The sequence below is a fragment of the Bacillus sp. N1(2025) genome (genome assembly GCF_053470005.1).
Map to the genome: position 1 here is coordinate 587,868 of NZ_JBLTJB010000001.1, position 23,223 is coordinate 611,090.

The window sequence follows — 23,223 nt, forward strand, 5'->3', positions numbered from 1 at the left end:
AAGAATCGGCGAGGAGGAGAAAGGGAATGAAACTTGAGAAATTGCGAAATCTTTTCGGTCAGCTGGATATAGACGGAATGTTGGTGACAAGCTCCGCCAATCTGCAGTATATGACGGGATTTACGGGTTCGTCAGGCCTTGCGGTCATATCGAAAGAACGTGCGGCATTTATCACGGATTTCCGTTACACCGAGCAGGCGAAGACGCAAGTGAAGGGTTTTGACATTATCGAGCACGGCGGAAGCTTAATCCAAACGGCTGCGGATACGATTCTTGAGTACGGCATTAAAAAACTCGGCTTCGAGCAAAACAGCATGACGTACGGAACATATGCATCCTACCAAGCGGTGCTGCAGGAAGCGGAGATGGTTCCCGTCGCGGATTCCGTTGAAAAGTTGCGCTTGATTAAGTCAAGTGAAGAGATTAAGATATTAGAGGAAGCTGCGAAGATTGCGGATGATGCGTTTGAACATATTCTGACGTTTATCAAACCGGGCATCTCAGAGATTTCAGTTGCAAACGAGCTTGAATTTTATATGAGACGTCAAGGAGCAGACGGCTCTTCCTTTGATATGATCGTCGCCTCGGGAGTCAGATCCAGCCTTCCCCACGGAGTGGCAAGCGGCAAATTGATTGAAAAGGGAGACTTGGTCACGCTCGATTTCGGCGCTTATTATAAAGGCTATTGTTCTGATATCACACGCACCGTCGCGGTCGGAGAGCCAAGTGATAAACTGAAAGAGATTTATCAGGTCGTATACGATGCCCAAGCGCTTGGTGTCCTGCATATTAAACCCGGCATGACGGGAAAAGAAGCGGACGCCCTGACGAGGGATCACATCACTGCAAAAGGCTACGGACAGTATTTCGGCCATTCGACAGGACACGGGTTCGGAATGGAAGTCCATGAATCACCGGGGCTGTCTTTCAGGTCATCGGCCGTTCTTGAGCCGGGCATGGCGGTAACGGTTGAGCCGGGCATATACATACCGGAAGTTGGGGGCGCAAGAATCGAAGATGATATCATCATCACTGACGACGGCAACCGGACAATTACGCATTCCCCTAAAGAATTAATTATTTTGTGATCGGAATATAGGAGGACATCAAACATGATTTCAGTTAACGATTTTCGTACAGGACTAACGATTGAAGTAGACGGCGGCATTTGGCGCGTCGTTGACTTCCAGCACGTAAAGCCGGGAAAAGGAGCGGCATTTGTCCGTTCTAAATTGCGTAACCTCCGCACGGGCGCTATTCAGGAGAAAACATTCCGTGCAGGTGAAAAAGTCGCGAAAGCTCAAATCGAAACAAAAACGATGCAGTATCTTTATGCCAACGGCGATCAGCACGTGTTCATGGATACAAGCTCATATGAACAGCTTGAATTGAACGAAAACCAAATCGAAGAAGAATTGAAATATCTTCTGGAAAATATGTCTGTGCACATCATGATGTATCAGTCTGAAACGCTCGGTATTGAACTGCCGAACACAGTTGAACTGAAAGTTGTTGAAACAGAGCCGGGAATTAAAGGCGACACGGCGTCAGGCGGCACAAAACCTGCCAAAACGGAAACAGGTCTTGTCGTAAACGTACCGTTTTTCGTGAACGAAGGCGATACGCTGGTTGTAAATACATCAGACGGCTCTTACGTGTCAAGAGCGTAGTCAAAGAAATTCGGAGTCTGCTCCTTTTACGGGGCAGGCTTTTTTTGCGTTCTGCCTGAATCTTTCTTCTATATGAAAATAGTGAGACTACTTCCGTCAGCTAGAGCATATAGTGTAACAAAATGCTTGAAGTTGGGGGATTGCAATGAAATTTTTGTTTGGTTCAATCAATTCTACTGTTTTAACGATGGCCGGTTTACGAGTTTTGTCCTCGCTCATTGAATTATCGGCCGCTATTATCATGCTTTTGACAAACGACATCAGAAAAGCGGTTGTGGTGAATAGTATTTTGGCAATTGTCGGCCCGCTGATCTTTATCATCACAATGACGATCGGCATTTATCAGATTGCCGGACAGCTCTCATATGCAAAATTAATATTGATTTTTGCGGGGGTGGTGCTGATTTTGGCCGGTGTGCATAAATAGAGGGCCGGGGTGTCATAAAGTCTGTCCCGGATCATACATTTTAAAGAAGCCAATCGGTAAAAAAGGAGGAGACTCTATTGAATGAGATTACAGAGGTTCTCCCTGAATTATTGAGAGATGCCATCTCCGCCGTGCCCGAAGAAGCGAGGCGGGATACAGAAGAAATCAGAATCCGCGTCGACAGGCCGGTTGAACTGATCCAAAAAGGACAACCTTTGTATTTGTCATATGTCTGTACGGCCGGCGACGCACAGCTGATCCTCAGCCGGCTCAGCAATTACAGTATGTACACGCTGGAAGAAGAGCTGAAAAAAGGATATATCACAATCAGAGGAGGCCACCGTGTGGGGCTGGCCGGAAGAGTCATCGTCGAAAACGGAGCCGTCAAAGGACTCCGGGATATTACTTCTTTTAATATCCGAATCGCCCGGGAGAAGCTGGGAATCGCAGAACCGCTCATTCCTTTCTTATGGAAAGAAAACTGGCTGAATACGCTGATCATCGGTCCTCCGCAAACGGGGAAAACGACCTTGCTTCGTGATTTGGCCCGGCTTTCCAGCACCGGATCAAAACGCATTCCCGCAAAAAAGACAGGTATCGTAGATGAACGTTCGGAAATTGCCGGCTGCCTGCGGGGCATTCCCCAGCACAGTTTCGGCCGCAGAATCGATGTCCTTGATGCCTGTCCGAAGGCGGAAGGGCTGATGATGATGATTCGCTCTATGAGTCCTGATGTCATAATTGTGGATGAAATCGGGAGAATGGAAGACTCACAAGCGCTGCTGGAGGCGCTCCATGCGGGCGTATCCGTTATCGTATCTGCGCACGGGTGGAATATGAAAGACTTGGTAAAGAGGCCGTCGCTGAAAATGCTTTGGGAGGAAAACGTGTTTGACCGGTATGTTGAACTGTCAAGGCGCCGCGGTCCGGGAACGATCAGCAGGATGTACGGAAAGGACGGGGAACCTGTTCCGCATGCTGAAAGCGTGATGACATGCTGAAGCTTTTGGGTGCCGTGTTTATTCTGACAGCGACGACTTGGACCGGATTTGAGATCGCCAAAATGTATATAGAAAGGCCGAGGCAGATCCGTCAGCTGCGCGCGGCGCTCCAATCGCTTGAAGCGGAAATCATGTTCGGGCATACACCGCTGCATACCGCCTCGGGACAAATTGCCGCACAGCTTTCCAAACCTGTATCGTTATTGTTTCAAGCTTTCAGCAGAAGGCTTGAGCAGGGAAGCGATTCCGCCAAAACGGCTTGGGAACAGAGCTTGAAACATAATTGGTCGTCCATGGCGATGAAAAAAAGCGAATATGATGTGCTGAAGCAATTCGGAGAGACGCTCGGGCTCCATGACCGTGTTTCTCAGCAGAAACATATCAAGCTTGCGCTTACACATTTGGAAGCGGCGGAAGCGGATGCCGGACGGGCGCAGGCGAAAAATGAAAAAATGGTGAAAAGCTTAGGATTTTTAGCCGGACTGTTACTCATTCTTCTATTGATGTAAACATGAGGGGAGCAAACATAAAATGGGAGTCGACGTAAATGTCATTTTTCAAATCGCCGGAGTCGGTATCGTGGTTGCGTTTCTGCACACCATACTTGACCAAATGGGAAAAAAAGAATACGCCCAGTGGGTGACGCTGCTTGGCTTTATCTATATTTTATTTATGGTGGCGACGATTGTCGATGACCTGTTCAAAAAGATCAAAGCTGTGTTTCTATTCCAAGGATAGGGGGGCTTACAGATTGAGATTGTTCAAATTGTAGGTTTAGGCCTGATCGCCACATTTCTCTCCCTGATCGTAAAAGAACAGAAACCGACTTTCGCGTTTATGATTGTCGTCTTCAGCGGCTGCGTGATCTTTCTTTATCTCATCGACCAGATTTACGACATTATCAGAATGATAGAAAAAATAGCCGTCAATGCAAATGTCAATATGGTCTATGTGGAAACCATTTTAAAAATTATCGGCATCGCCTACATTGCTGAATTCGGAGCGCAGCTTACAAAGGATGCGGGCCAGGGAGCGATTGCTTCGAAAATAGAGCTGGCCGGAAAAATTTTGATACTGGTAATGGCCGTGCCGATACTCACCGTCATTATTGAAACGATTCTCGGACTTATTCCTTCTTGATCATAAATAAAATGGAAAGGGGGGCACGAAAAATGAAGCGCTTTCGGTGGGCGGGAGCTTTTTTGTTCATCCTCTTATTTTTTCAGACTGAATGTGTACAAGCTGCCGGAACAGACGGTGCGTCGCAGGAAACCGCAGTTCACCAAGAGTCCGCTGATGAAGTGGCGAAAAAGCAGGCCGAAGCGCTGAAAACAGAAGGCATCGGAAAGTTTTGGGACGACATCATGACAGAATACGGCGGTCTTCTGCCTGAAAGCCAAAAGGGAAGCATCATCGACTTTATTAACGGAGAAAAAACGTTCTCACCGGAGGCATGGCTGAAGGCTTTATTTTCATACTTGTTTCATGAAGTGCTCGCAAACGGAAAGCTTCTGGGAACTTTGATTCTTCTCACCATTTTTTGTGTCATTCTGCAGCTCCTGCAAAATGCGTTCCAGCAGAGCACCGTCAGCAAAGTGGCTTATGCAATCGTCTACATGGTGCTGATTATTCTCGCTTTAAACAGCTTTCATGTTGCCGTCAATTATGCCAGTGAAGCGATCCAGACGATGACAAGCTTCATTCTCGCGCTCATCCCGCTTTTACTCGCGCTTTTGGCGTCTTCCGGGGGAGCCGTCTCCGCAGCTTTTTTTCACCCCGTTATTTTATTTCTGATGAATACGAGCGGCCTTCTCATTCAAAACATCGTCATGCCGCTTATCTTCCTGTCAGCGATTTTAAGCATCGTCAGCACGATGACGGATCAATATAAAGTCACGCAGCTTGCCAATCTGCTCAGAAATATCGCGATCGGCGCGCTTGCCGTATTCCTCACCGTGTTTCTCGGCGTCATCTCCGTACAGGGGGCTTCGGCTGCCGTGACGGACGGGATTACGCTCAGGACTGCAAAATTTATAACAGGCAATTTTATTCCCGTACTCGGCCGGATGTTTACGGATGCGACGGATACGGTCATCAGCGCCTCGCTCCTATTAAAAAACACCGTGGGAATCCTCGGAGTCGGAATTTTGATCTGCATCTCCGCGTTTCCGGCGATCAAAGTGCTCTCGCTCGCTTTTATTTATAAGCTCGCGGCCGCTATTCTGCAGCCGCTCGGAGGCGGGCCCGTCATTACGTGCCTCGGCGTCATCAGCAGAAGCGTACTGTATATTTTCGCGGCGCTCGCCATCGTCTCTCTCATGTTTTTCCTCAGCATCACAGTCATTATTACAGCAGGCAACCTCACCATGATGATGAAATAAAGGAGGCCCATTGGATATGAGCTTTTTAACAGAATGGCTGACAAGCATTATTTTATTTATCTTATTCGCCATCGTTATCGACATGCTGCTGCCCAGCTCCAGTATGCAAAAATACGCAAAGATGGTTGTCAGCCTGCTGTTAATCATTGTCATGCTCAACCCGATATTCAAACTTTTCAAAACAGACCCGGAAATCATCTTCGATTATTTGACAAAACAAGAGCAATCTCAATCCGCTGATATAAAAAATCAAATCAAATCAGAAAAAAAAGAAATACAAGCATCAAACCGCGCATATGTTTTAGAAGAAATGGCTGTCCAACTAAAAAAGAAAGCGGAGGAGATGTTCAGTCATGACGAATACAAAATAGACGACATCCGCCTTACAGCGGAAGAACAGGTTCGTTCAGAAGAAGATGTAAAAACGATCAGCGTGTATATGGCCCCATCTTCTGAAAAAACCGTGCAAACCGTCGCACCGATCGACATCCGCACAGACCGCAAATACGAACCGGAAGGCGCAGCCGACAAAAAAGAGGCCGCAGACATCAAAGAAAAACTTGCGGATATATGGGAAATCGGCAGTGAGAAAATTACGGTTTATATGGAAGGCGGGGAGAAAAACGGCCATGAATAAAAACGGACTATGGACCATACTCAAAAAACAGCTGATGATCGGACAGGCGAAAGACGGAGAAAAACCAAAACTGACAAAATATCATTACTTTCTGTTCGTGTTTGTGCTCGGGGTATCTTTTATGCTGGTCAGCCAGCTGTTCTCTTCACCGGAGAAAACCGGGAAGGACCAAACGGCGCAGACCGTCATGTCCGGCCGAACGGAAGACAAAAGCGGGCAAAAAAGCGCACCCGTTTTTAAGGCATCGAAAGACAGCAGCGCCAAAACCACGATCGATGATTACGAAAGAGACTATGAAAACCAGCTGAAAGAAATCCTTGAAACGATTATCGGCGTGGAGGATGTCTCAATTGTCGTAAACGTAGACGCAACATCTTTGAAAGTGTTTGAGAAAAATAAAACGAAAAAAGACACCACCACTGAAGAAACCGATAAAGAAGGCGGCAAAAGAAGCGTAACCGATCAAACCTCTGAAGAACAAATTGTCATGATTCGAAACGGGGACCAGGAAACCCCGGTCGTCGTCCAGACGAAAAAGCCCGATATCCGCGGTGTACTCGTTGTCGCTCAGGGAGTGGACAACGTTCAAATAAAAAAAACCATCATTGATGCCGTCACAAGGGTGCTCGATGTTCCGAGCTATCGTGTAGCGGTTGCCCCTAAAAAAATCAAGGAGGATTCATAAATCATGCTGAAAAAACAAACGGTTTGGCTTTTAACAATGCTCAGTCTCGTCGTGGTATTAAGTGTTTATTATATTATGTCGCCGGAAAGCAAAAATGCCGTGCAGATGAAAAGCGAAAAAAGCAGCGGAGAAGTCGCCACTGAAAAAACGCCGGCTCCTGAAACGAAAGATAAGAGCGGAAGCGGCACGGATAAAGAAGACGGCACAAAAGGAACGAAAGATTCTAAAGGCACAAAAGAGGATAAAGAAACATCAGCCGAAGCATCGGACAAAGACGGATCGGTTGCCACAGAAACAGCTGATGAAAACTTATTTACCGCATACCGCATGGAGCTTGAAGACGCGAGAAGCAAAGAAAGGGAACAGTTAAACAGCATTGTTTCAAGCGATGATGCGACCGCAAAGGAAAAAAGCGAAGCCTACGATAAAATGACGGCGCTGAGCAATGCTGAAGGGACGGAAAAACAGCTGGAAACGCTGATTAAAACACAAGGCTACAAAGATGCGCTCGTGGATGCTGAAGGAGACAAAATCAACATTACCGTCATGTCTGACAAACATTCAAACGCAAAAGCTTCCGCTATCATTGACCTGGTAAAAAAAGAAATCAAGACGATGAAAGACGTCGCCGTCACGTTTGAACCGACAAAGTAAGAGACCTGAACCGCCCGCACCCGCTGCGGGCTTTTCTGATGTCATTTTAGATCAGTGTTGAATTTACACAAGCGCTCCTGTAAGATAAACATAGTATGTACTTTTAGTAGCAACCCATAAATTTCTATTTTTTATACATAGGAGTGGAACTGATGTTAAAAATCAACGAAATTCATGAACTGATAAAAAGAATCGATGAATCTTCCATCGACGAATTTGTTTACGAAATTGAAGGCGTAAGCCTGAAACTGAAAAAAAATGAAGCGCCGGCAGTGAATGTAACGGGACAAGCCCAAGCCGTTCCCGCCGCTTACGCACCTGCTCCGCAGGCTGCAAAACCGGAAGCGCGTGAAGCCGCTCCTGCTCAGGAAGCGCCGAAACAAGACGAAAACCTGCACAAAATTACGTCTCCGATGGTCGGAACGTTTTATGCTTCTTCATCGCCGGAAGCCGGCCCTTACGTAAACCAAGGTTCAAAAGTGAGCGAAAATACAGTTGTTTGTATCGTAGAAGCAATGAAACTCTTTAACGAGATTGAAGCCGAAGTAAAAGGAGAAATCGTTGAAGTGTTAGTTGAAAACGGCCAGCTGGTCGAATACGGACAACCTCTATTTCTTGTAAAAGCTGAGTAAGGAGACCTGCTATTATGATTAAAAAGCTATTGATCGCCAACCGAGGAGAAATCGCCGTCAGAATCATCCGGGCCTGCAAAGAGCTGGGCATTGAAACTGTAGCCGTTTATTCTGAGGCAGATAAAGACGCCCTGCATGTCCAAATGGCCGATGAGGCTTTTTGTATCGGGCCGAAAACATCAAAAGAAAGCTATTTAAATGTAACGAACATCGTCAGCGTCGCAAAGCTGACCGGCACGGATGCGATTCATCCGGGATACGGGTTTTTAGCTGAAAACGCCGACTTTGCCGAGCTGTGCGAGGAATTAAACGTAACGTTTGTCGGCCCTACGGCTGACGCCATTTCAAAAATGGGAACAAAAGATATCGCGCGCGACACGATGCAGCTGGCGGGCGTGCCGATTGTGCCCGGTTCAAAAGGAATCATAAAAAATACGGAAGAAGCGGTTTCGCTTGCAGGTGAAATTGGGTATCCTGTCATTATAAAAGCCACTGCGGGCGGAGGCGGAAAAGGCATCCGGGTCGCACGCACAGAAGAAGAACTGATCAAAGGCATTGAGATTACCCAGCAGGAAGCCGCTACGGCATTCGGAAATCCGGGTGTGTACATCGAGAAGTACATCGAAGATTTCCGCCATGTTGAAATTCAGGTGCTTGCGGATAATTACGGAAACACGATCCATCTCGGAGAGCGTGACTGTTCTATCCAAAGACGTCTGCAAAAACTTCTTGAAGAGTCACCGTCACCTGCGCTTGATTCTGAAATCAGGGAGCAGATGGGCGAAGCAGCGGTAAAAGCAGCTAAGGCCGTCGGTTACACGGGAGCCGGCACAGTAGAATTCATCTATGACTACAGAGAACAGCGCTACTACTTCATGGAAATGAACACGCGTATTCAAGTAGAGCACCCTGTCACAGAAATGGTGACGGGAACGGATCTGATCAAAGAACAGATCAAAGTGGCATCCGGACAGGAGCTTTCGCTCAGACAGGAAGACGTTGAATTTAACGGCTGGGCGATTGAATGCCGCATCAACGCTGAAAATCCTGCGAAAAACTTCATGCCTTCACCCGGTAAAATTAACATGTACCTGCCGCCGGGCGGACTTGGCGTACGCGTGGATTCAGCCGCATATCCCGGCTATTCGATCCCGCCGTACTATGACAGTATGATTGCTAAAGTCATCACATACGGAACAACGCGTGATGAGGCAGTCGCACGGATGAAACGCGCGCTGAGCGAATTCGTGATTGAAGGTATTGAAACGACGATTCCGTTCCATTTGAAACTGCTTGAACACGAAACATTTGTCAGCGGAGAGTTTAATACAAAGTTTTTAGAAACATATGATGTAATGGGCTCATAATTTTTGCGGGAGGTGAATTGAATGGAAGACAACAGTGTGCTTAAAATGGATCATGATGAGGCTCATTTAGGCAAGGTTGAAATTGCTCCTGAGGTCATTGAAGTCATTGCCGGCATCGCCGCTTCCGAAGTTGAAGGAGTTGCTGAAATGCGCGGCAATTTCGCCACGGGCGTCGTAGAACGCTTCGGCAAAATCAATCACGGCAAAGGCGTAAAGGTCGATTTAGCCGATGACGGGATTACCATCGACGTCTATTGTGTCGTTCAATTCGGGATCTCGATCCCGAAAGTGGCGGCAAGCGTTCAGGAAAATATCCGCCAAACCTTATTAAACATGACGTCTCTGACCATTAATGAAATCAATATTCATATCGTCGGCATTCAATTTGACACGAAAGCCCAAGAAGTCGAAATCGACGAAGAAATGTAATGAGCGTATAAAAACCAAGGGGATGGGCAGCCCTTTGGTTTTTTATACGTTTCCCGTCATTTCAGGCATGAAGAAAGCCGGCTTACAAACGGCAGCCGAGTTTCTTCATGCTGTGAAATCCGAATGAAATTAATACGGTTTGTGAAAATATTCGGCATTAGGGTGAAAAACCTAAATTTCGACATGCGATTGAGAAAAAAATATGTTATGATCTCTTTAAGCTTAACGACAAGCGGATAAAGCGGATCTGAAGGAGAAAGAAAATGAAAAGAAGAACAGCTAGAGAAAAAGCTTTGCAGGCACTTTTTCAGATTGATGTCAGCGATATTGCACCGAACGATGCCATTGAGCACGCGCTCGATGGTGAAAAAACAGATGCCTTCTTTGAACAGCTGGTGTACGGAGTGATCGAACATCAGGTTCAGCTTGATGAAATGATTTCCGGCCATCTCGTCAATTGGAAGCTTGACCGGATTGCAAACGTAGACCGCGCGATCCTGCGTCTGGCGGTGTATGAAATGGTTTATTCTGACGACATTCCTGCTAACGTGTCATTAAACGAAGCAATCGAGCTGGCAAAACGGTTCGGCGACGATAAAGCTGCAAAATTCGTAAACGGGGTTCTTTCTAACATTAAAACTGATATCGAATCATAGGAGGAAAGAAAATGACTGCAACAATCATCGACGGAAAAGAAACGGCTAAAGAAAAACGCGAACAATTGGCAAAAGAAGTAGAAGAGCTGAAAGCACAAGGCGTAGTGCCTGGCTTGGCGGTCATTTTAATCGGAGACGATCCCGCTTCTGTTTCATATGTGACAGGCAAGAAAAAAGCCGCTGAAACAATGGGAATGAAATTTAAGCTTGACCGCTTTGACTCAAGCTTAACCGAGGCGGAGCTTTTAACAGTGATTGATCAGTATAATCAAAATCCGGAATTCCACGGCATTCTCGTCCAGCTGCCGCTCCCGGATCATATTTCTGAAAAAGCCGTAATCGAGCGGATCTCCCCTGATAAGGATGTTGACGGTTTCCACCCTCTCAACGTCGGGAAAATGCTGCTTGGCGAAGATACATTTCTTCCATGCACGCCGCACGGAATTGTCGAGTTACTGAAAAAGACGAACGTAGATCTTTCCGGCAAAGAAGTTGTTGTAGTCGGACGAAGCAATATTGTCGGTAAACCGGTCGGCCAGCTGCTGCTGAACGAAAACGCGACCGTCACATATTGCCATTCCCGCACGAAAAATATGTCTGAGCATACGAAAAAAGCAGATATTCTTGTGGTAGCGGTCGGTAAAGCGAACTTCATCAAAGCCGATCAAATCAAAGAGGGCGCCATTGTCATTGATGTCGGCGTCAACCGTCTCGAAAGCGGAAAACTCTGCGGAGACGTTCAGTTTGATGAAGCGAAAGAAAAAGCATCTTTCATTACGCCGGTGCCGGGCGGAGTAGGTCCGATGACCATCACAATGCTTGCGCATAATACTGTTAAATCTGCCAGACGTACGTTATCATAGATAACCGGAGACAGTCACAAAAAGTGTGACAATGAGCACGATACCCGCTTCTTAAGGCTCCTTTCAGCCAGAGCGGGTTTTCTTAGTTTAGGGCAAAAAGCCTTTATGAAAGGAGTGCAGGATGTGAGTGAAGCGGCATATGTCACGGTTTCCGCGCTGACCAAATACATTAAACGAAAATTCGATGTGGACCCTCATCTTGAGGACATTTGGATTAAGGGTGAGCTCTCCAATGTTAAAATCCATACGAGAGGCCACATTTATTTTACATTAAAAGATGAGCATGCCCGCATGCAGGCCGTCATGTTTCAGAGGCAAAGTTCGAGGCTTCCGTTTAAGCCCGAGGACGGAATGAAGGTCATCGTAAGAGGCGGTATCTCCGTCTATGAACCGAGCGGAAGCTATCAGCTGTACGCGAAAGAAATGCAGCCGGACGGTGTGGGGGCGCTCTACTTAGCATATGAAGAATTAAAGAAAAAACTTGCCGGCGAAGGGTTGTTTGATGACCGGCATAAGCAGGCCATCCCCGCTTTTCCGGCTACGATCGGGGTCGTCACGTCACCGACGGGAGCAGCCGTCAGAGACGTCATTACCACACTCAAAAGAAGATATCCCCTTGTGAAAGTCATTGTGCTTCCCGCGCTCGTTCAAGGTGAAAATGCCAGCAGATCGATTGTGAAGCGCATTGAAGAAGCCAATGCACAAAAAATGTGTGACGTCCTGATCGTCGGAAGGGGAGGGGGCTCGATCGAAGAATTGTGGGCATTTAACGAAGAAATCGTGGCCCGGGCGATTTTTGCTTCCGCCATTCCGATTATATCAGCCGTCGGACATGAAACAGATTTTACAATCAGTGATTTCGTCGCGGATATCCGGGCGGCAACGCCGACAGGAGCGGCAGAAATCGCCGTTCCCCACACGACGGACTTAATGGAACGGACAAAAACGGCGGAAGTCCGCCTGACAAGAGCGATGCAGCAGCATATCAGCAAGAAAAAAGAACGGGTCCAATCGCTCCAGTCATCCTACGCGTTCCGTTTTCCGAAACGATTGTATACCCAAAAAGAACAGCAGTTTGACCTTTTGTATCAGCAGTTCCAATCACAGCTCACAGGGCTTACGGACAGGAAACAAAGGCAGCTGGAGCGGAATACGTACAGATTAACGGCGCTCCACCCTGAAACCCAGCTGAAACAGGCGAAAAAACGGTACGAGGAGCGCTCAAATCAGCTCGCCCGAAGCATGAATGTCCAGCTGAAGCAGCTTCATTCGCAGTTTCAGACGGTTCTTGGTAAACTGAATGCATTAAGTCCCCTTCAGGTGATGGAGAGAGGATACAGTCTGGCCTATAAAGACAAAGAGCTGATCAAAAGCGTTGACCAAGTGGAACAAAATGATACGCTTGAAGTAAAGATGACAGACGGCGTTCTGACGTGTGAAGTATTGCAAAAGAGAGGCGAACGATAATGACAGAAACCAAAAAAAGTGAAGAGCTGACATTTGAAGAGGCGATGAAAGGCCTTGAAGGCATTGTGGCAAAGCTTGAAGAAGGAGACGTGCCGCTGGAGCAGGCGATTAACTATTTTCAGGAAGGGATGGCCCTTTCAAAAATGTGCCATGAAAAGCTTCAGCATGTCGAAAAGCAAATGGACTTTATTTTAAAAGATAACGGCGAACTTGCACCTTTCAGCGTTCAGGAGGAAGACGAAGGTGACAAATAAACTGGACGCATTTTTAGCATCGCGCAAACAACTGATTGAACAGCAGCTTTCTTTGTATACAGAACGGCTTGCGATGCCGGAAACCCTCAAAAAATCTATGCTGTATTCTTTGGAAGCGGGCGGAAAGAGGCTGCGCCCCCTCGTCGTCTTAGCCGTTCTGAATGCTTACGGAAAAGATGAAAAAGACGGGATTCCGGTCGGGTGCGCTGTCGAAATGATTCATACGTATTCTTTAATCCATGATGATCTGCCTTGCATGGACGATGATGATCTGCGCCGGGGGAAGCCCACAAACCATAAAGTCTTCGGAGAAGCGGCGGCCGTATTGGCCGGAGACGGGCTTCTGACAGAAAGCTTTAAATTGATCACATCTCACGTGTCTGAGGCGGTTTCAGCAGAAAAACGGCTCCGTCTCGTCGAAGAGCTGATCAGCGCGGCGGGAACGGAAGGAATGGTCGGCGGGCAGGCTGCCGACATGGAAGCGGAACAAAAGCGGATAACGCTTGAGGAGCTGGAATCCATCCACGAGCGGAAAACGGCCAAGCTCCTCGGTTTTTCCGTGACGGCGGGCGCCATTTTGGCAGATGCACCGGAGGATGAAGTCGAAAAGCTCCGTTTGTTCAGCAGCCATATTGGCATCGGATTTCAAATCAGAGACGACATCCTTGATATTGAAGGGCATGAGGAGAGGATCGGCAAACCGGTCGGCTCAGACACGTCGAACGAAAAATCAACGTATCCGTCGCTTTTAACGCTTGAAGGCGCGAAAGAAAAGCTTGCGTATCATATCAGCGAGGCGAAACAGATCATCAGCGGCCTTTCTCTTCAGAAAGAATTGCTGCATGACCTCTGTGATTTAATCGCGGCGAGAGATCATTAAAAACGGTCCTGATTTGAAGGGGCTGCCGCTCCTATGGTAAAATGTAAGCAGTTTCGATGAAAATACAAAGGGAGTCTTTTTCTTTTTTCAAAAAGACACTGTTTAATTTCCAGAAATTCATGCTGAAAGTGAGTTGATCCGCTTTGGATCTTTTATCAATACAGGACCCGTCATTTCTTAAAAAGATGTCAATTGAACAGCTGGAAGAGCTGAGTGAGGAGATCCGCAATTTCCTCATCACATCGCTATCTGCCTCTGGCGGCCATATCGGGCCGAACCTCGGGGTTGTCGAGCTGACAATTGCGCTTCACAAAGAATTTGACAGTCCGAAAGATAAATTTTTATGGGATGTCGGACATCAGTCCTATGTTCATAAACTGTTAACCGGACGCGGCAAGGAGTTTGAAACCTTGCGCCAATATAAAGGGCTTTGCGGTTTCCCGAAACGCAGCGAAAGCGAACATGACGTATGGGAAACAGGCCACAGTTCAACCTCGCTCTCAGGCGCGATGGGAATGGCTGCCGCCCGTGATATTAAAGGATCGAAAGAATATATCATCCCGATTATCGGAGACGGCGCTTTAACCGGAGGAATGGCGCTTGAAGCGCTGAACCATATCGGTGATGAGAAAAAAGATATGATCGTCATCCTGAATGATAATGAGATGAGCATTGCGCCGAATGTCGGGGCGATTCATTCTATGCTTGGACGGCTTCGCACGGCCGGCAAATATCAATGGGTAAAAGACGAGCTTGAATATTTATTTAAGCGCATCCCGGCCGTCGGCGGAAAATTGGCCGCCACAGCGGAACGGATAAAAGACAGTTTGAAATATATGCTTGTGTCAGGCATGTTTTTTGAAGAGCTGGGCTTTACGTATTTAGGCCCGGTTGACGGTCATTCCTACCACGAACTGTTTGAAAACCTGCAATACGCCAAAAAAACGAAAGGCCCTGTCCTGTTACATGTCATTACGAAAAAGGGCAAAGGCTATAAACCGGCTGAGACCGACACAATCGGCACATGGCACGGAACGGGTCCGTATAAAATCAATACGGGTGATTTCGTCAAGCCGAAAGCCGCGGCGCCTTCATGGAGCGGACTTGTCAGCGGCACCGTGCAGGAGCTGGCGCGTGAGGATGACAGAATTGTCGCGATTACACCGGCCATGCCGGTCGGCTCTAAACTGGAAGGGTTTGCGAAAGAATTTCCTGAACGCATGTTTGATGTCGGAATCGCAGAACAGCATGCGGCGACGATGGCGGCTGGAATGGCGCTCCAAGGCATGAAGCCGTTTCTTGCGATTTATTCGACCTTTTTGCAGCGGGCGTACGATCAGGTCGTCCATGACATCTGCCGTCAAAACGCGAATGTATTTATCGGCATTGACCGCGCCGGTTTGGTCGGCGCTGACGGGGAGACACATCAAGGCGTCTTTGACATCGCCTTTTTGCGGCATATACCAAACCTCGTTTTAATGATGCCGAAGGATGAAAATGAAGGCCGCCATATGGTCAATACAGCTCTTAATTATGAGGAAGGTCCGATCGCGATGCGCTTCCCGCGCGGAAACGGGCTCGGCGTAAAGATGGATAAAGAGCTGAAAACCATTCCGATCGGAACATGGGAAGTGCTCCGTCCCGGAAAAGACGCGGTCATTTTAACATTCGGTACGACCATTGAAATGGCGCTGGAAGCGGCTGAAGAACTGCAAAAAGAAGGCCTGTCCGTGCGTGTCGTGAATGCGCGGTTCATAAAACCGATTGATAAACAAATGATGAAGGCCATTCTTAATGAAGGTCTGCCGATTTTAACGATAGAAGAAGCCGTGCTTGAAGGCGGATTCGGCAGCACGATTCTTGAATTCGCTCATGACCTCGGCATGTATCATACACCGATTGACAGAATGGGCATCCCAGATCGGTTTATTGAACACGGCAGCGTAACCGCCCTGCTTGAAGAAATCGGTCTCACGAAGGCTGAGGTTATGAACCGGATAAAACTGCTGATGCCGCCGAAGACACATAAAGGAATTGGATCATGACAGCAAAAAAAGAACGATTAGATGTACTTCTTGTAGAAAAAGGCCTTGCGGAAACGCGGGAAAAAGCGAAACGCGCCATTATGGCGGGCATCGTGTACTCAAATGAAAACCGATTGGACAAACCGGGTGAAAAAATCGCCCGGGATCTTCCGTTAACGGTAAAAGGAAACCCTCTTAAATACGTCAGCAGAGGCGGATTAAAGCTTGAAAAAGCCTTGGAAGTGTTTCCCGTCTCGGTAAAAGGCAAAACGATGATTGACATCGGCTCGTCTACAGGGGGATTCACGGATTGCGCCCTCCAAAACGGAGCCGAGCGGTCCTACGCTGTGGATGTCGGCTATAATCAGCTTGCTTGGAAGCTCAGACAGGACGAGAGGGTCGTCGTCATGGAACGGACGAATTTCCGCTATTCCGAGCCTTCCGATTTCACAGAGGGTTTGCCGGAATTTGCGACAATCGATGTTTCTTTCATCTCACTCCGCCTCATTCTGCCGGTTTTAAAAACGCTGCTTGTACCGGGGAGCGATTGTATCGCACTGGTGAAGCCGCAATTTGAAGCCGGACGGGAATCCGTCGGAAAAAAAGGCATTGTCAGAGATCCAGACGTTCATACTGACGTTCTCCGCCGCATGAATCAATTTGCCGCTTCTGAAGGATATACAGTGAAAGGACTGTCCTTCTCACCGATTACAGGGGGAGACGGCAATATTGAGTTTCTGCTTCATTTGGAATGGGGCGGAGAAGACGGAAACGGCGCTGAACTGCCGGAAGAAGACATTCTCCGTACAGTCCGCGAAGCACATGAAACATTAAAAGCCAAAAAGACAGATGTACCGGAATAATAGGGGGCTATTATTCCTTTTTTCTGCCATCATGTACTTTTTATCAAGAAGCGGTTAACATAATGACAAGAACAGCTTGAAAACAGAGGTGCTTACATGACAAAAGGCCAAAGGCATATAAAAATCAGAGAACTTATTACAAGCCATGAGATTGAAACACAGGATGACTTAGTTGACATGCTGAGAGAAGAAGGATATAAGGTAACCCAGGCGACTGTTTCCAGAGACATTAAAGAGCTGCATCTCGTAAAGGTGCCGACGAACAACGGCTCCTACAAATACAGCCTGCCGGCGGATCAGCGGTTCAATCCGCTGTCAAAACTGAAGCGTTCATTAATGGATGCGTTCGTAAAAATTGACTCAGCAAGCCATATGATCGTATTAAAAACGATGCCGGGGAATGCTCAGGCAATCGGCGCTCTGATGGATAATCTCGAATGGGAAGAAATCATGGGCACGATCTGCGGAGATGACACAATTTTAATCATCTGCAGGACGCCTGAAGATACAGAAGGCGTACAAAGCCGTCTTTTGGAGCTGCTGTAGCGTAATTATCAGATAAAAGGTGGAATGCTGTTTGTTAGCTGAACTATCAATAAAAAACTTTGCCATTATAGAGGAACTGACGATTTCGTTTGAGCGGGGGCTCACCGTCCTGACGGGAGAAACAGGGGCCGGCAAGTCAATTATTATAGACGCCGTTTCCCTATTAGTCGGCGGCCGCGGCTCGTCTGAATTTGTCCGTTACGGTGAAACAAAGGCCGAGCTTGAAGGACTGTTTCTATTGGACAGCGGTCATCCCGTGTTTGAAGTATGCCGTGAGCAGGGAATAGACGCATCTGACGACATGATTGTCATGAGAAGGGACATCAATGCCGGAGGAAAAAGCGTCTGCCGTGTCAACGGAAAATTAGTGACGATTGCGGCTTTAAGGGAGATCGGCAGACTTTTATTAGATATTCACGGACAGCATGATAACCAGCTGTTAATGGAGGACGATAAACACTTAGAGCTGTTGGACAGGTTTGCGGGCGCTGAGGCCGAATCCGCGCTTCAGGCTTACCATGAAGGCTATGAGCGTTATATGAAGCTGCTCAAAAAAGTGAAGAAGCTGTCAGAAAGCGAGCAGGAAATGGCGCATCGGTTAGACCTGATTCAATTTCAGCTTGAAGAAATCGAGTCGGCGAAGCTTGAATTGAATGAAGACGAGCTTCTTCAGGAAGAGCGGAAGCAGATATCCAACTTTGAAAAAATTTATGAATCATTGCAAAACGCCTATAATGCGCTCCGCAGCGAGCAGGGGGGGCTTGACTGGGTCGGAATGGCCTCTGCCCAGCTTGAAGATATTTCGGATATCAATGAACCGCTGCAAAAGCTGTCAGAAAGCGTGTCAAGTTCCTATTACCTGCTGGAGGATGCCACCTTTCAGATGCGCAATCTGTTAGATGATCTGGAATATGACCCGGAACGGCTGAATTTTATTGAAACCCGTTTAAACGAGATTAAACAGCTGAAGCGCAAATACGGAGCGACGGTAGAAGACATTTTGGAATACGGCTCCAAAATAGAAGAGGAAATCGATCAAATCGAGAACCGCGACAGCCACCTTGAAGCGCTGAAGAAGGAACTGGAGTCGGTCGGCAAAGATGTGGCCGTAGAAGCCGCCAATTTATCAAAAATCAGAAAAGCTTGGGCTAAGAAACTGGCGGAAGCGATTCATCAGGAATTAAAAAGTCTGTATATGGGCAAATCAACGTTTGATACGGAATTTCTCGTGAAAACCGATCCGTCAGCCAGTGAAGCACCGGTTGTCAACGGGCAGCCCGTGCAGCTTACCCAAAAGGGGATTGACCTTGTGAAGTTTTTAATTTCAACAAACACCGGTGAGCCTTTAAAACCGCTGTCAAAGGTCGCTTCCGGAGGCGAGCTTTCACGGGTGATGCTGGCGATGAAGAGTATTTTTTCTTCCCAGCAGGATGTCACCTCCATCATCTTTGACGAAGTGGACACCGGTGTAAGCGGGCGGGTTGCCCAAGCCATCGCGGAAAAAATCCATAAAGTATCGACCGGTTCACAGGTGCTCTGCATTACACACCTGCCGCAGGTTGCCGCCATGGCGGATACGCACCTTCTGATCGCAAAAGAATTCAAAGACGGCCGGACGACAACGCATGTCACGCCGCTTTCCAAACAGGACAAGGTAGCGGAAATCGGCCGCATGATTGCGGGCGTTGAAGTGACCGATCTGACAAAACGGCATGCACAAGAGCTTTTAAAACAGGCCGGACAGGTAAAAACGACAGGATAAGCTGCTGATACAGGCAGCTTATTTTTTTGTTCCATTTCTCTAACAGTGTATCCAATGTTTTTCTTCGTATGCCGGTTATAAATCAAGCGCAGGAAGGCAAAAGTATAGATGTAGCAGAAAAAGAAAGTGGTGTGGGATAGGAGCGAGGAGAGTGAAGGAATGAATGCACGATAACATGAGGAAAGCAATAGGTGTAATTCTCCTTGTTTCTTTACTAAGTGTAGGCTTTTTTAAGCCGTTTAAAGAATATTTACTGATACCGTCAGAAATGAGCGTCTTTGAAAACCAGACACAGGCCGTTCCGGTCAATGCATCAATAAGCGCTGAAAAGGGCGAATTATCAGAAGCCTTTACGCTGAAAGAAGAGCACGGCCATGCAAACATAACAGGGCAAACACAAGGCCGGTCAGAAGTAGTATATGATCTTGCCGGGTTTCCCATTAAAAAAACAAAAGTGCGTGTCCTTCCAGAATTGAAGGTCATTCCGGGCGGACAGTCCATCGGTGTAAAACTGCATTCAGTCGGTGTTTTGGTGGTCGGTTTTCACCAGGTGATGACAAAGGATGGGAAAAAGTCTCCGGGAGAACAAGCGGGAATTGAATCTGGCGACATCATTATTAAAATGAACGGACATAAAATTGAAAAAATGAGCGACATCGCCCCGTTTATTCAAAAAGCGGGCAAAACCGGTGAATCTTTGGATTTATTGGTGAAACGCGATAAGCAAAAAATCAAAACAAAGCTGATTCCGACAAAGGACGAAGCCGAGGGGAAATATCGAATCGGCCTTTATATCCGCGATTCGGCAGCCGGCATCGGCACCATGACATTTTTTGAACCGAAAACAAAAAAATACGGCGCATTGGGCCACGTCATCTCTGATATGGATACAAAAAAACCGATTGTTGTAGAAGACGGAGAAATCGTTCGTTCAACTGTAACATCGATTGAAAAAGGAAAAGGCGGCAATCCCGGCGAAAAACTGGCAAGGTTTTCGTCAGAACGGAAAACGATCGGCGATATTAACCGCAACAGCCCGTTCGGCATTTTCGGGACATTGCATCAGCCGATTAAAAACAACATTTCCGACAAAGCGCTTCCGATTGCTTTGTCAAATGAAGTAAAAAAAGGACCTGCGCAAATGCTGACGGTTATTGAAAACGATAAAGTAGAGAAATTTGATATTGAAATCGTCAGCACCACGCCGCAAAAATTCCCGGCGACAAAGGGAATGGTGTTGAAAGTGACAGATCCGAAACTGCTGAAAAGAACAGGCGGAATCGTTCAGGGGATGAGCGGAAGCCCGATCATCCAGAACGGAAAGGTCGTCGGAGCCGTAACCCACGTATTTGTCAATGATCCGACAAGCGGCTACGGCGTTCATATCGAATGGATGCTGTCTGAAGCGGGTGTTGATGTTTACGGGAAAGACAAAGCAAGCTGACTGCCGGATGATCCGGCAGTTTTTTTATGTGATGCGTTCTTCACTTCTTTCCTGGATTCATGTAAAATAAGACATGAAGATTTTTCGACAAATTCACGTTTCCTGATTTGTCAAACTTAATTTTTAGTCGAAAAACCTAGAAAATGCTAGAAAAACAAAGATATACCACTATTATTGGTAAATATGGATTTTTTAAAAGGGGAAGTAGTGGTTTTGTCGAATGTAACATGTAGCAGTCAAATGGGTTGCGTCCTGTTAATACATTGGGGGAGGAAGAAACGTGGAGAAAATTAAAGTTTGTGTTGCTGATGATAATCGAGAGCTTGTAAGCCTGTTGAGTGAATATATAGAGGGACAGGATGATATGGAAGTGATCGGCGTTGCTTATAACGGACAGGAATGTCTTTCTTTGTTTAAAGATAAGAATCCTGATGTACTCGTTTTAGACATTATCATGCCGCATCTGGACGGACTTGCGGTTTTGGAGCGTCTGCGGGAATCAGAGCTCGAGAAGCAGCCGAACGTCATCATGCTGACGGCATTCGGTCAGGAAGACGTTACGAAAAAAGCCGTCGATTTAGGCGCGTCCTATTTCATCCTGAAGCCGTTTGATATGGAAAACCTTGTCGGCCATATCCGCCAGGTAAGCGGAAATGTCAGCAGTGTCACACACCGTGCGCCGTCCGCGCAAAGCAGCATTATCCGGAGCCAGCCGGAGCCGAAGCGGAAAAATCTCGATGCCAGCATTACAAGCATTATCCATGAGATCGGTGTGCCTGCCCATATCAAAGGCTATCTTTATTTGCGTGAAGCCATTTCCATGGTGTATAACGATATTGAACTCCTCGGCAGCATCACAAAAGTCCTTTATCCCGACATCGCCAAAAAATTCAACACGACCGCAAGCCGTGTAGAACGGGCCATCCGCCACGCCATTGAAGTCGCATGGAGCAGGGGAAATATTGATTCCATTTCTTCACTGTTCGGATATACGGTAAGCATGACAAAAGCAAAACCAACCAATTCAGAATTCATCGCGATGGTTGCTGACAAGCTGAGATTGGAGCATAAAGCTTCGTAACAAAGCTTTTGGCTAAATGTCTTTTTCGCGCCTTCTTTTCCGTGCATGAACGCGGAAGAGAAGGCGTTTTGAAATTTTGCTGACGAAAACAATAGGAATCACCCACGCCGGTACTTGTTTTATACATAAATGCGGGGTCTATGACGTCTACACATATAATACCGGAGCTGATATTTTAATGATTTTGCCGTCTCTGAAATAAAAGCGGGGGACGCGGCGGCTTAACACAGATAAGACTTCGTAGCTGATCGTACCGAGCATTTCGGCAATTTCATCAACGGAAATCTCGGCTCCTTGTTGTTTACCGTAGATGACGACTTCTTCTCCTTGTTTGCCCTCATTCTCACCTAAACTGACCATGATCATATCCATTGTCACTCTCCCCGCCACCGGCACCCGTCTGCCGCGGTGAAGAATAAACCCGCGGTTGGACAGGGCGCGGGAGTAACCGTCAGCATAGCCGATCGGAATCGTCGCGATGATTTCACCCGGTTCGGCGATATATGTGGCGCCATAACTGACGGTTCGGGGATCTGTCACCATGGCTTTCACATAAGCGATACGCGCCTTTAAACTTAGTGCGGGTGTGAGATCCACGAGGTTCAGTTCCTTTATCGAGGCGGACGGATATAAACCATATAACCCAATGCCTAAACGGATCATGTCGGCGCTGAATTCCGGGAATGCGATAGCGGCGGCTGTATTGCACATATGCACGGTAGGCAGCGTAATGTCCTGATTTTTTAAAAAGCGGAGAAAGCTGATAAACTTTTCATGCTGCAGCATCGTCAGCTCAGTGTCCGGTTCATCCGCTGTTGAAAAATGTGTAAAGATGCCATCCCATGACAGGTATGTACTCGACTTGAGCGCTTTCACCACTGCTAAAAGTTCTTCTTCCGTACGCACACCCAGCCTGCCCATTCCGGTATCCACATTGATATGAATGGACAGCCGTTTCGAATCTGCTTCTTTTTCCAATATCCGATTCGCTTTTTTGATCCAGCTGACCTGAAACGCTGATAATGTTATGTTCCAAACGGCAGATTTTTTCACACAGCTGAGAGCTGTGAAGCCGAGCACAAGAATAGGTGCCGTAATTCCCGCTCTCCGTAACACAATTCCCTCTTCGACGCTGGCGACAGCGAGCTCGCTCGCCCCGCTTTCCAGTGCCTGCCGCGCTATTTCCACAGACCCGTGGCCATAAGCGTTCGCTTTTACGACGGCCATAATTTTAGACGTATTCGGAATATGGCGGCGGATCGCCCGTACGTTCTTTTTTATCGCATCAAGGTCAACTTCAATCCAAACTTCCCGGCAAAGTTTTTTCATCACGATTCCTTCTTTCCTTAATGAGTTTCAGTACTCATGCTTTCAATCTGCATTCTATTCATCTTGAACTGAAATCATTCAAAACAAGGGAAGGTGATCGCCGATGTTTAAAAATCAAGGTTTCAGGAAATCAGTGCGCCTGCTTTATTTATGCTGAAAGGGCTGCATGGC

The 23,223-nt window shown here is 47.2% G+C and carries 26 protein-coding genes; 25 read left to right on the forward strand and 1 reads right to left on the reverse strand.

Annotated elements, in window-relative coordinates:
* Positions 1-26: 26 nt before the first annotated feature.
* The 25 genes from ACNFN4_RS03320 to spo0A all read left to right on the forward strand — a co-directional run bounded on the left by ACNFN4_RS03320 (position 27) and on the right by spo0A (position 21,723).
* Complete coding sequence (locus ACNFN4_RS03320; RefSeq protein WP_032870608.1) at positions 27-1,088, forward strand: M24 family metallopeptidase; 1,062 nt, start codon at positions 27-29, stop codon at positions 1,086-1,088.
* A 24-nt stretch (positions 1,089-1,112) separates the two neighbouring features.
* On the forward strand, positions 1,113-1,670 hold the full coding sequence (gene efp / locus ACNFN4_RS03325; protein WP_003153123.1) for an elongation factor P: 558 nt from the start codon (positions 1,113-1,115) through the stop codon (positions 1,668-1,670).
* 145 nt (positions 1,671-1,815) lie between these two features.
* Positions 1,816-2,097, forward strand: coding sequence for a YqhV family protein (locus tag ACNFN4_RS03330; protein ID WP_003153124.1), 282 nt, complete (start codon positions 1,816-1,818; stop codon positions 2,095-2,097).
* 77 nt (positions 2,098-2,174) lie between these two features.
* Complete coding sequence (spoIIIAA, locus tag ACNFN4_RS03335) at positions 2,175-3,098, forward strand: stage III sporulation protein AA (RefSeq protein WP_007408342.1); 924 nt, start codon at positions 2,175-2,177, stop codon at positions 3,096-3,098.
* On the forward strand, positions 3,092-3,607 hold the full coding sequence (gene spoIIIAB / locus ACNFN4_RS03340; protein ID WP_007408343.1) for a stage III sporulation protein SpoIIIAB: 516 nt from the start codon (positions 3,092-3,094) through the stop codon (positions 3,605-3,607). The genes spoIIIAA and spoIIIAB overlap by 7 nt, the downstream gene beginning before the upstream one ends.
* Before the next feature lie 22 nt (positions 3,608-3,629).
* The gene (gene spoIIIAC, locus ACNFN4_RS03345) at positions 3,630-3,836 is read left to right on the forward strand and encodes a stage III sporulation protein AC (RefSeq protein ID WP_003153142.1); all 207 of its coding nucleotides are present in this window, start codon (positions 3,630-3,632) and stop codon (positions 3,834-3,836) included.
* A 12-nt stretch (positions 3,837-3,848) separates the two neighbouring features.
* On the forward strand, positions 3,849-4,238 hold the full coding sequence (gene spoIIIAD / locus ACNFN4_RS03350; RefSeq protein WP_071392571.1) for a stage III sporulation protein AD: 390 nt from the start codon (positions 3,849-3,851) through the stop codon (positions 4,236-4,238).
* A 32-nt stretch (positions 4,239-4,270) separates the two neighbouring features.
* Entirely contained in the window at positions 4,271-5,479 is a 1,209-nt protein-coding gene (gene spoIIIAE / locus ACNFN4_RS03355) for a stage III sporulation protein AE (RefSeq protein ID WP_003153145.1), read from the forward strand.
* Between the two features lie 16 nt (positions 5,480-5,495).
* Positions 5,496-6,116, forward strand: a complete 621-nt coding sequence (gene spoIIIAF, locus ACNFN4_RS03360) for a stage III sporulation protein AF (RefSeq protein WP_003153146.1) — start codon at positions 5,496-5,498, stop codon at positions 6,114-6,116.
* Positions 6,109-6,801, forward strand: a complete 693-nt coding sequence (gene spoIIIAG / locus ACNFN4_RS03365) for a stage III sporulation protein AG (RefSeq protein WP_017418127.1) — start codon at positions 6,109-6,111, stop codon at positions 6,799-6,801. The genes spoIIIAF and spoIIIAG overlap by 8 nt, the downstream gene beginning before the upstream one ends.
* A gap of 3 nt (positions 6,802-6,804) precedes the next feature.
* A complete protein-coding gene (locus ACNFN4_RS03370) occupies positions 6,805-7,455 on the forward strand; it encodes a SpoIIIAH-like family protein (RefSeq protein WP_151140311.1) in 651 nt (216 codons plus the stop codon).
* Positions 7,456-7,607: 152 nt separating this feature from the next.
* The gene (gene accB, locus ACNFN4_RS03375; protein WP_007612510.1) at positions 7,608-8,087 is read left to right on the forward strand and encodes an acetyl-CoA carboxylase biotin carboxyl carrier protein; all 480 of its coding nucleotides are present in this window, start codon (positions 7,608-7,610) and stop codon (positions 8,085-8,087) included.
* A 14-nt stretch (positions 8,088-8,101) separates the two neighbouring features.
* Positions 8,102-9,454 carry an acetyl-CoA carboxylase biotin carboxylase subunit gene (accC, locus tag ACNFN4_RS03380; protein WP_007408348.1) on the forward strand — a complete coding sequence of 451 codons (1,353 nt, stop codon included), beginning with the start codon at positions 8,102-8,104 and terminating at the stop codon, positions 9,452-9,454.
* Between the two features lie 21 nt (positions 9,455-9,475).
* Entirely contained in the window at positions 9,476-9,883 is a 408-nt protein-coding gene (locus ACNFN4_RS03385) for an Asp23/Gls24 family envelope stress response protein (RefSeq protein ID WP_003153156.1), read from the forward strand.
* 263 nt (positions 9,884-10,146) lie between these two features.
* A complete protein-coding gene (gene nusB / locus ACNFN4_RS03390; RefSeq protein ID WP_007408349.1) occupies positions 10,147-10,539 on the forward strand; it encodes a transcription antitermination factor NusB in 393 nt (130 codons plus the stop codon).
* Positions 10,540-10,550: 11 nt separating this feature from the next.
* The gene (gene folD, locus ACNFN4_RS03395) at positions 10,551-11,402 is read left to right on the forward strand and encodes a bifunctional methylenetetrahydrofolate dehydrogenase/methenyltetrahydrofolate cyclohydrolase FolD (protein ID WP_007408350.1); all 852 of its coding nucleotides are present in this window, start codon (positions 10,551-10,553) and stop codon (positions 11,400-11,402) included.
* 123 nt (positions 11,403-11,525) lie between these two features.
* Positions 11,526-12,869, forward strand: a complete 1,344-nt coding sequence (gene xseA / locus ACNFN4_RS03400; protein ID WP_448199992.1) for an exodeoxyribonuclease VII large subunit — start codon at positions 11,526-11,528, stop codon at positions 12,867-12,869.
* The gene (locus ACNFN4_RS03405; protein WP_007408352.1) at positions 12,869-13,123 is read left to right on the forward strand and encodes an exodeoxyribonuclease VII small subunit; all 255 of its coding nucleotides are present in this window, start codon (positions 12,869-12,871) and stop codon (positions 13,121-13,123) included. The genes xseA and ACNFN4_RS03405 overlap by 1 nt, the downstream gene beginning before the upstream one ends.
* A complete protein-coding gene (locus ACNFN4_RS03410) occupies positions 13,113-14,003 on the forward strand; it encodes a polyprenyl synthetase family protein (protein WP_072177686.1) in 891 nt (296 codons plus the stop codon). The genes ACNFN4_RS03405 and ACNFN4_RS03410 overlap by 11 nt, the downstream gene beginning before the upstream one ends.
* A 143-nt stretch (positions 14,004-14,146) precedes the next feature.
* On the forward strand, positions 14,147-16,048 hold the full coding sequence (gene dxs, locus ACNFN4_RS03415) for a 1-deoxy-D-xylulose-5-phosphate synthase (RefSeq protein ID WP_021494304.1): 1,902 nt from the start codon (positions 14,147-14,149) through the stop codon (positions 16,046-16,048).
* Positions 16,045-16,890 (forward strand): TlyA family RNA methyltransferase, encoded by an 846-nt coding sequence (locus ACNFN4_RS03420; protein WP_021494303.1) that lies wholly within the window; start codon positions 16,045-16,047, stop codon positions 16,888-16,890. The genes dxs and ACNFN4_RS03420 overlap by 4 nt, the downstream gene beginning before the upstream one ends.
* Before the next feature lie 96 nt (positions 16,891-16,986).
* A complete protein-coding gene (gene ahrC / locus ACNFN4_RS03425; protein WP_003153173.1) occupies positions 16,987-17,436 on the forward strand; it encodes a transcriptional regulator AhrC/ArgR in 450 nt (149 codons plus the stop codon).
* Positions 17,437-17,467: 31 nt separating this feature from the next.
* Positions 17,468-19,198, forward strand: coding sequence for a DNA repair protein RecN (gene recN / locus ACNFN4_RS03430; RefSeq protein ID WP_007408359.1), 1,731 nt, complete (start codon positions 17,468-17,470; stop codon positions 19,196-19,198).
* Between the two features lie 163 nt (positions 19,199-19,361).
* Positions 19,362-20,642, forward strand: a complete 1,281-nt coding sequence (gene spoIVB, locus ACNFN4_RS03435) for a SpoIVB peptidase (protein ID WP_007408360.1) — start codon at positions 19,362-19,364, stop codon at positions 20,640-20,642.
* 280 nt (positions 20,643-20,922) lie between these two features.
* Positions 20,923-21,723, forward strand: coding sequence for a sporulation transcription factor Spo0A (spo0A, locus tag ACNFN4_RS03440; protein ID WP_003153177.1), 801 nt, complete (start codon positions 20,923-20,925; stop codon positions 21,721-21,723).
* A 147-nt stretch (positions 21,724-21,870) separates the two neighbouring features.
* Here the strand turns inward: spo0A and alr are convergent, their stop codons facing one another.
* Positions 21,871-23,052 (reverse strand): alanine racemase, encoded by a 1,182-nt coding sequence (gene alr / locus ACNFN4_RS03445; protein WP_072177685.1) that lies wholly within the window; start codon positions 23,050-23,052, stop codon positions 21,871-21,873.
* Positions 23,053-23,223 lie beyond the last annotated feature (171 nt).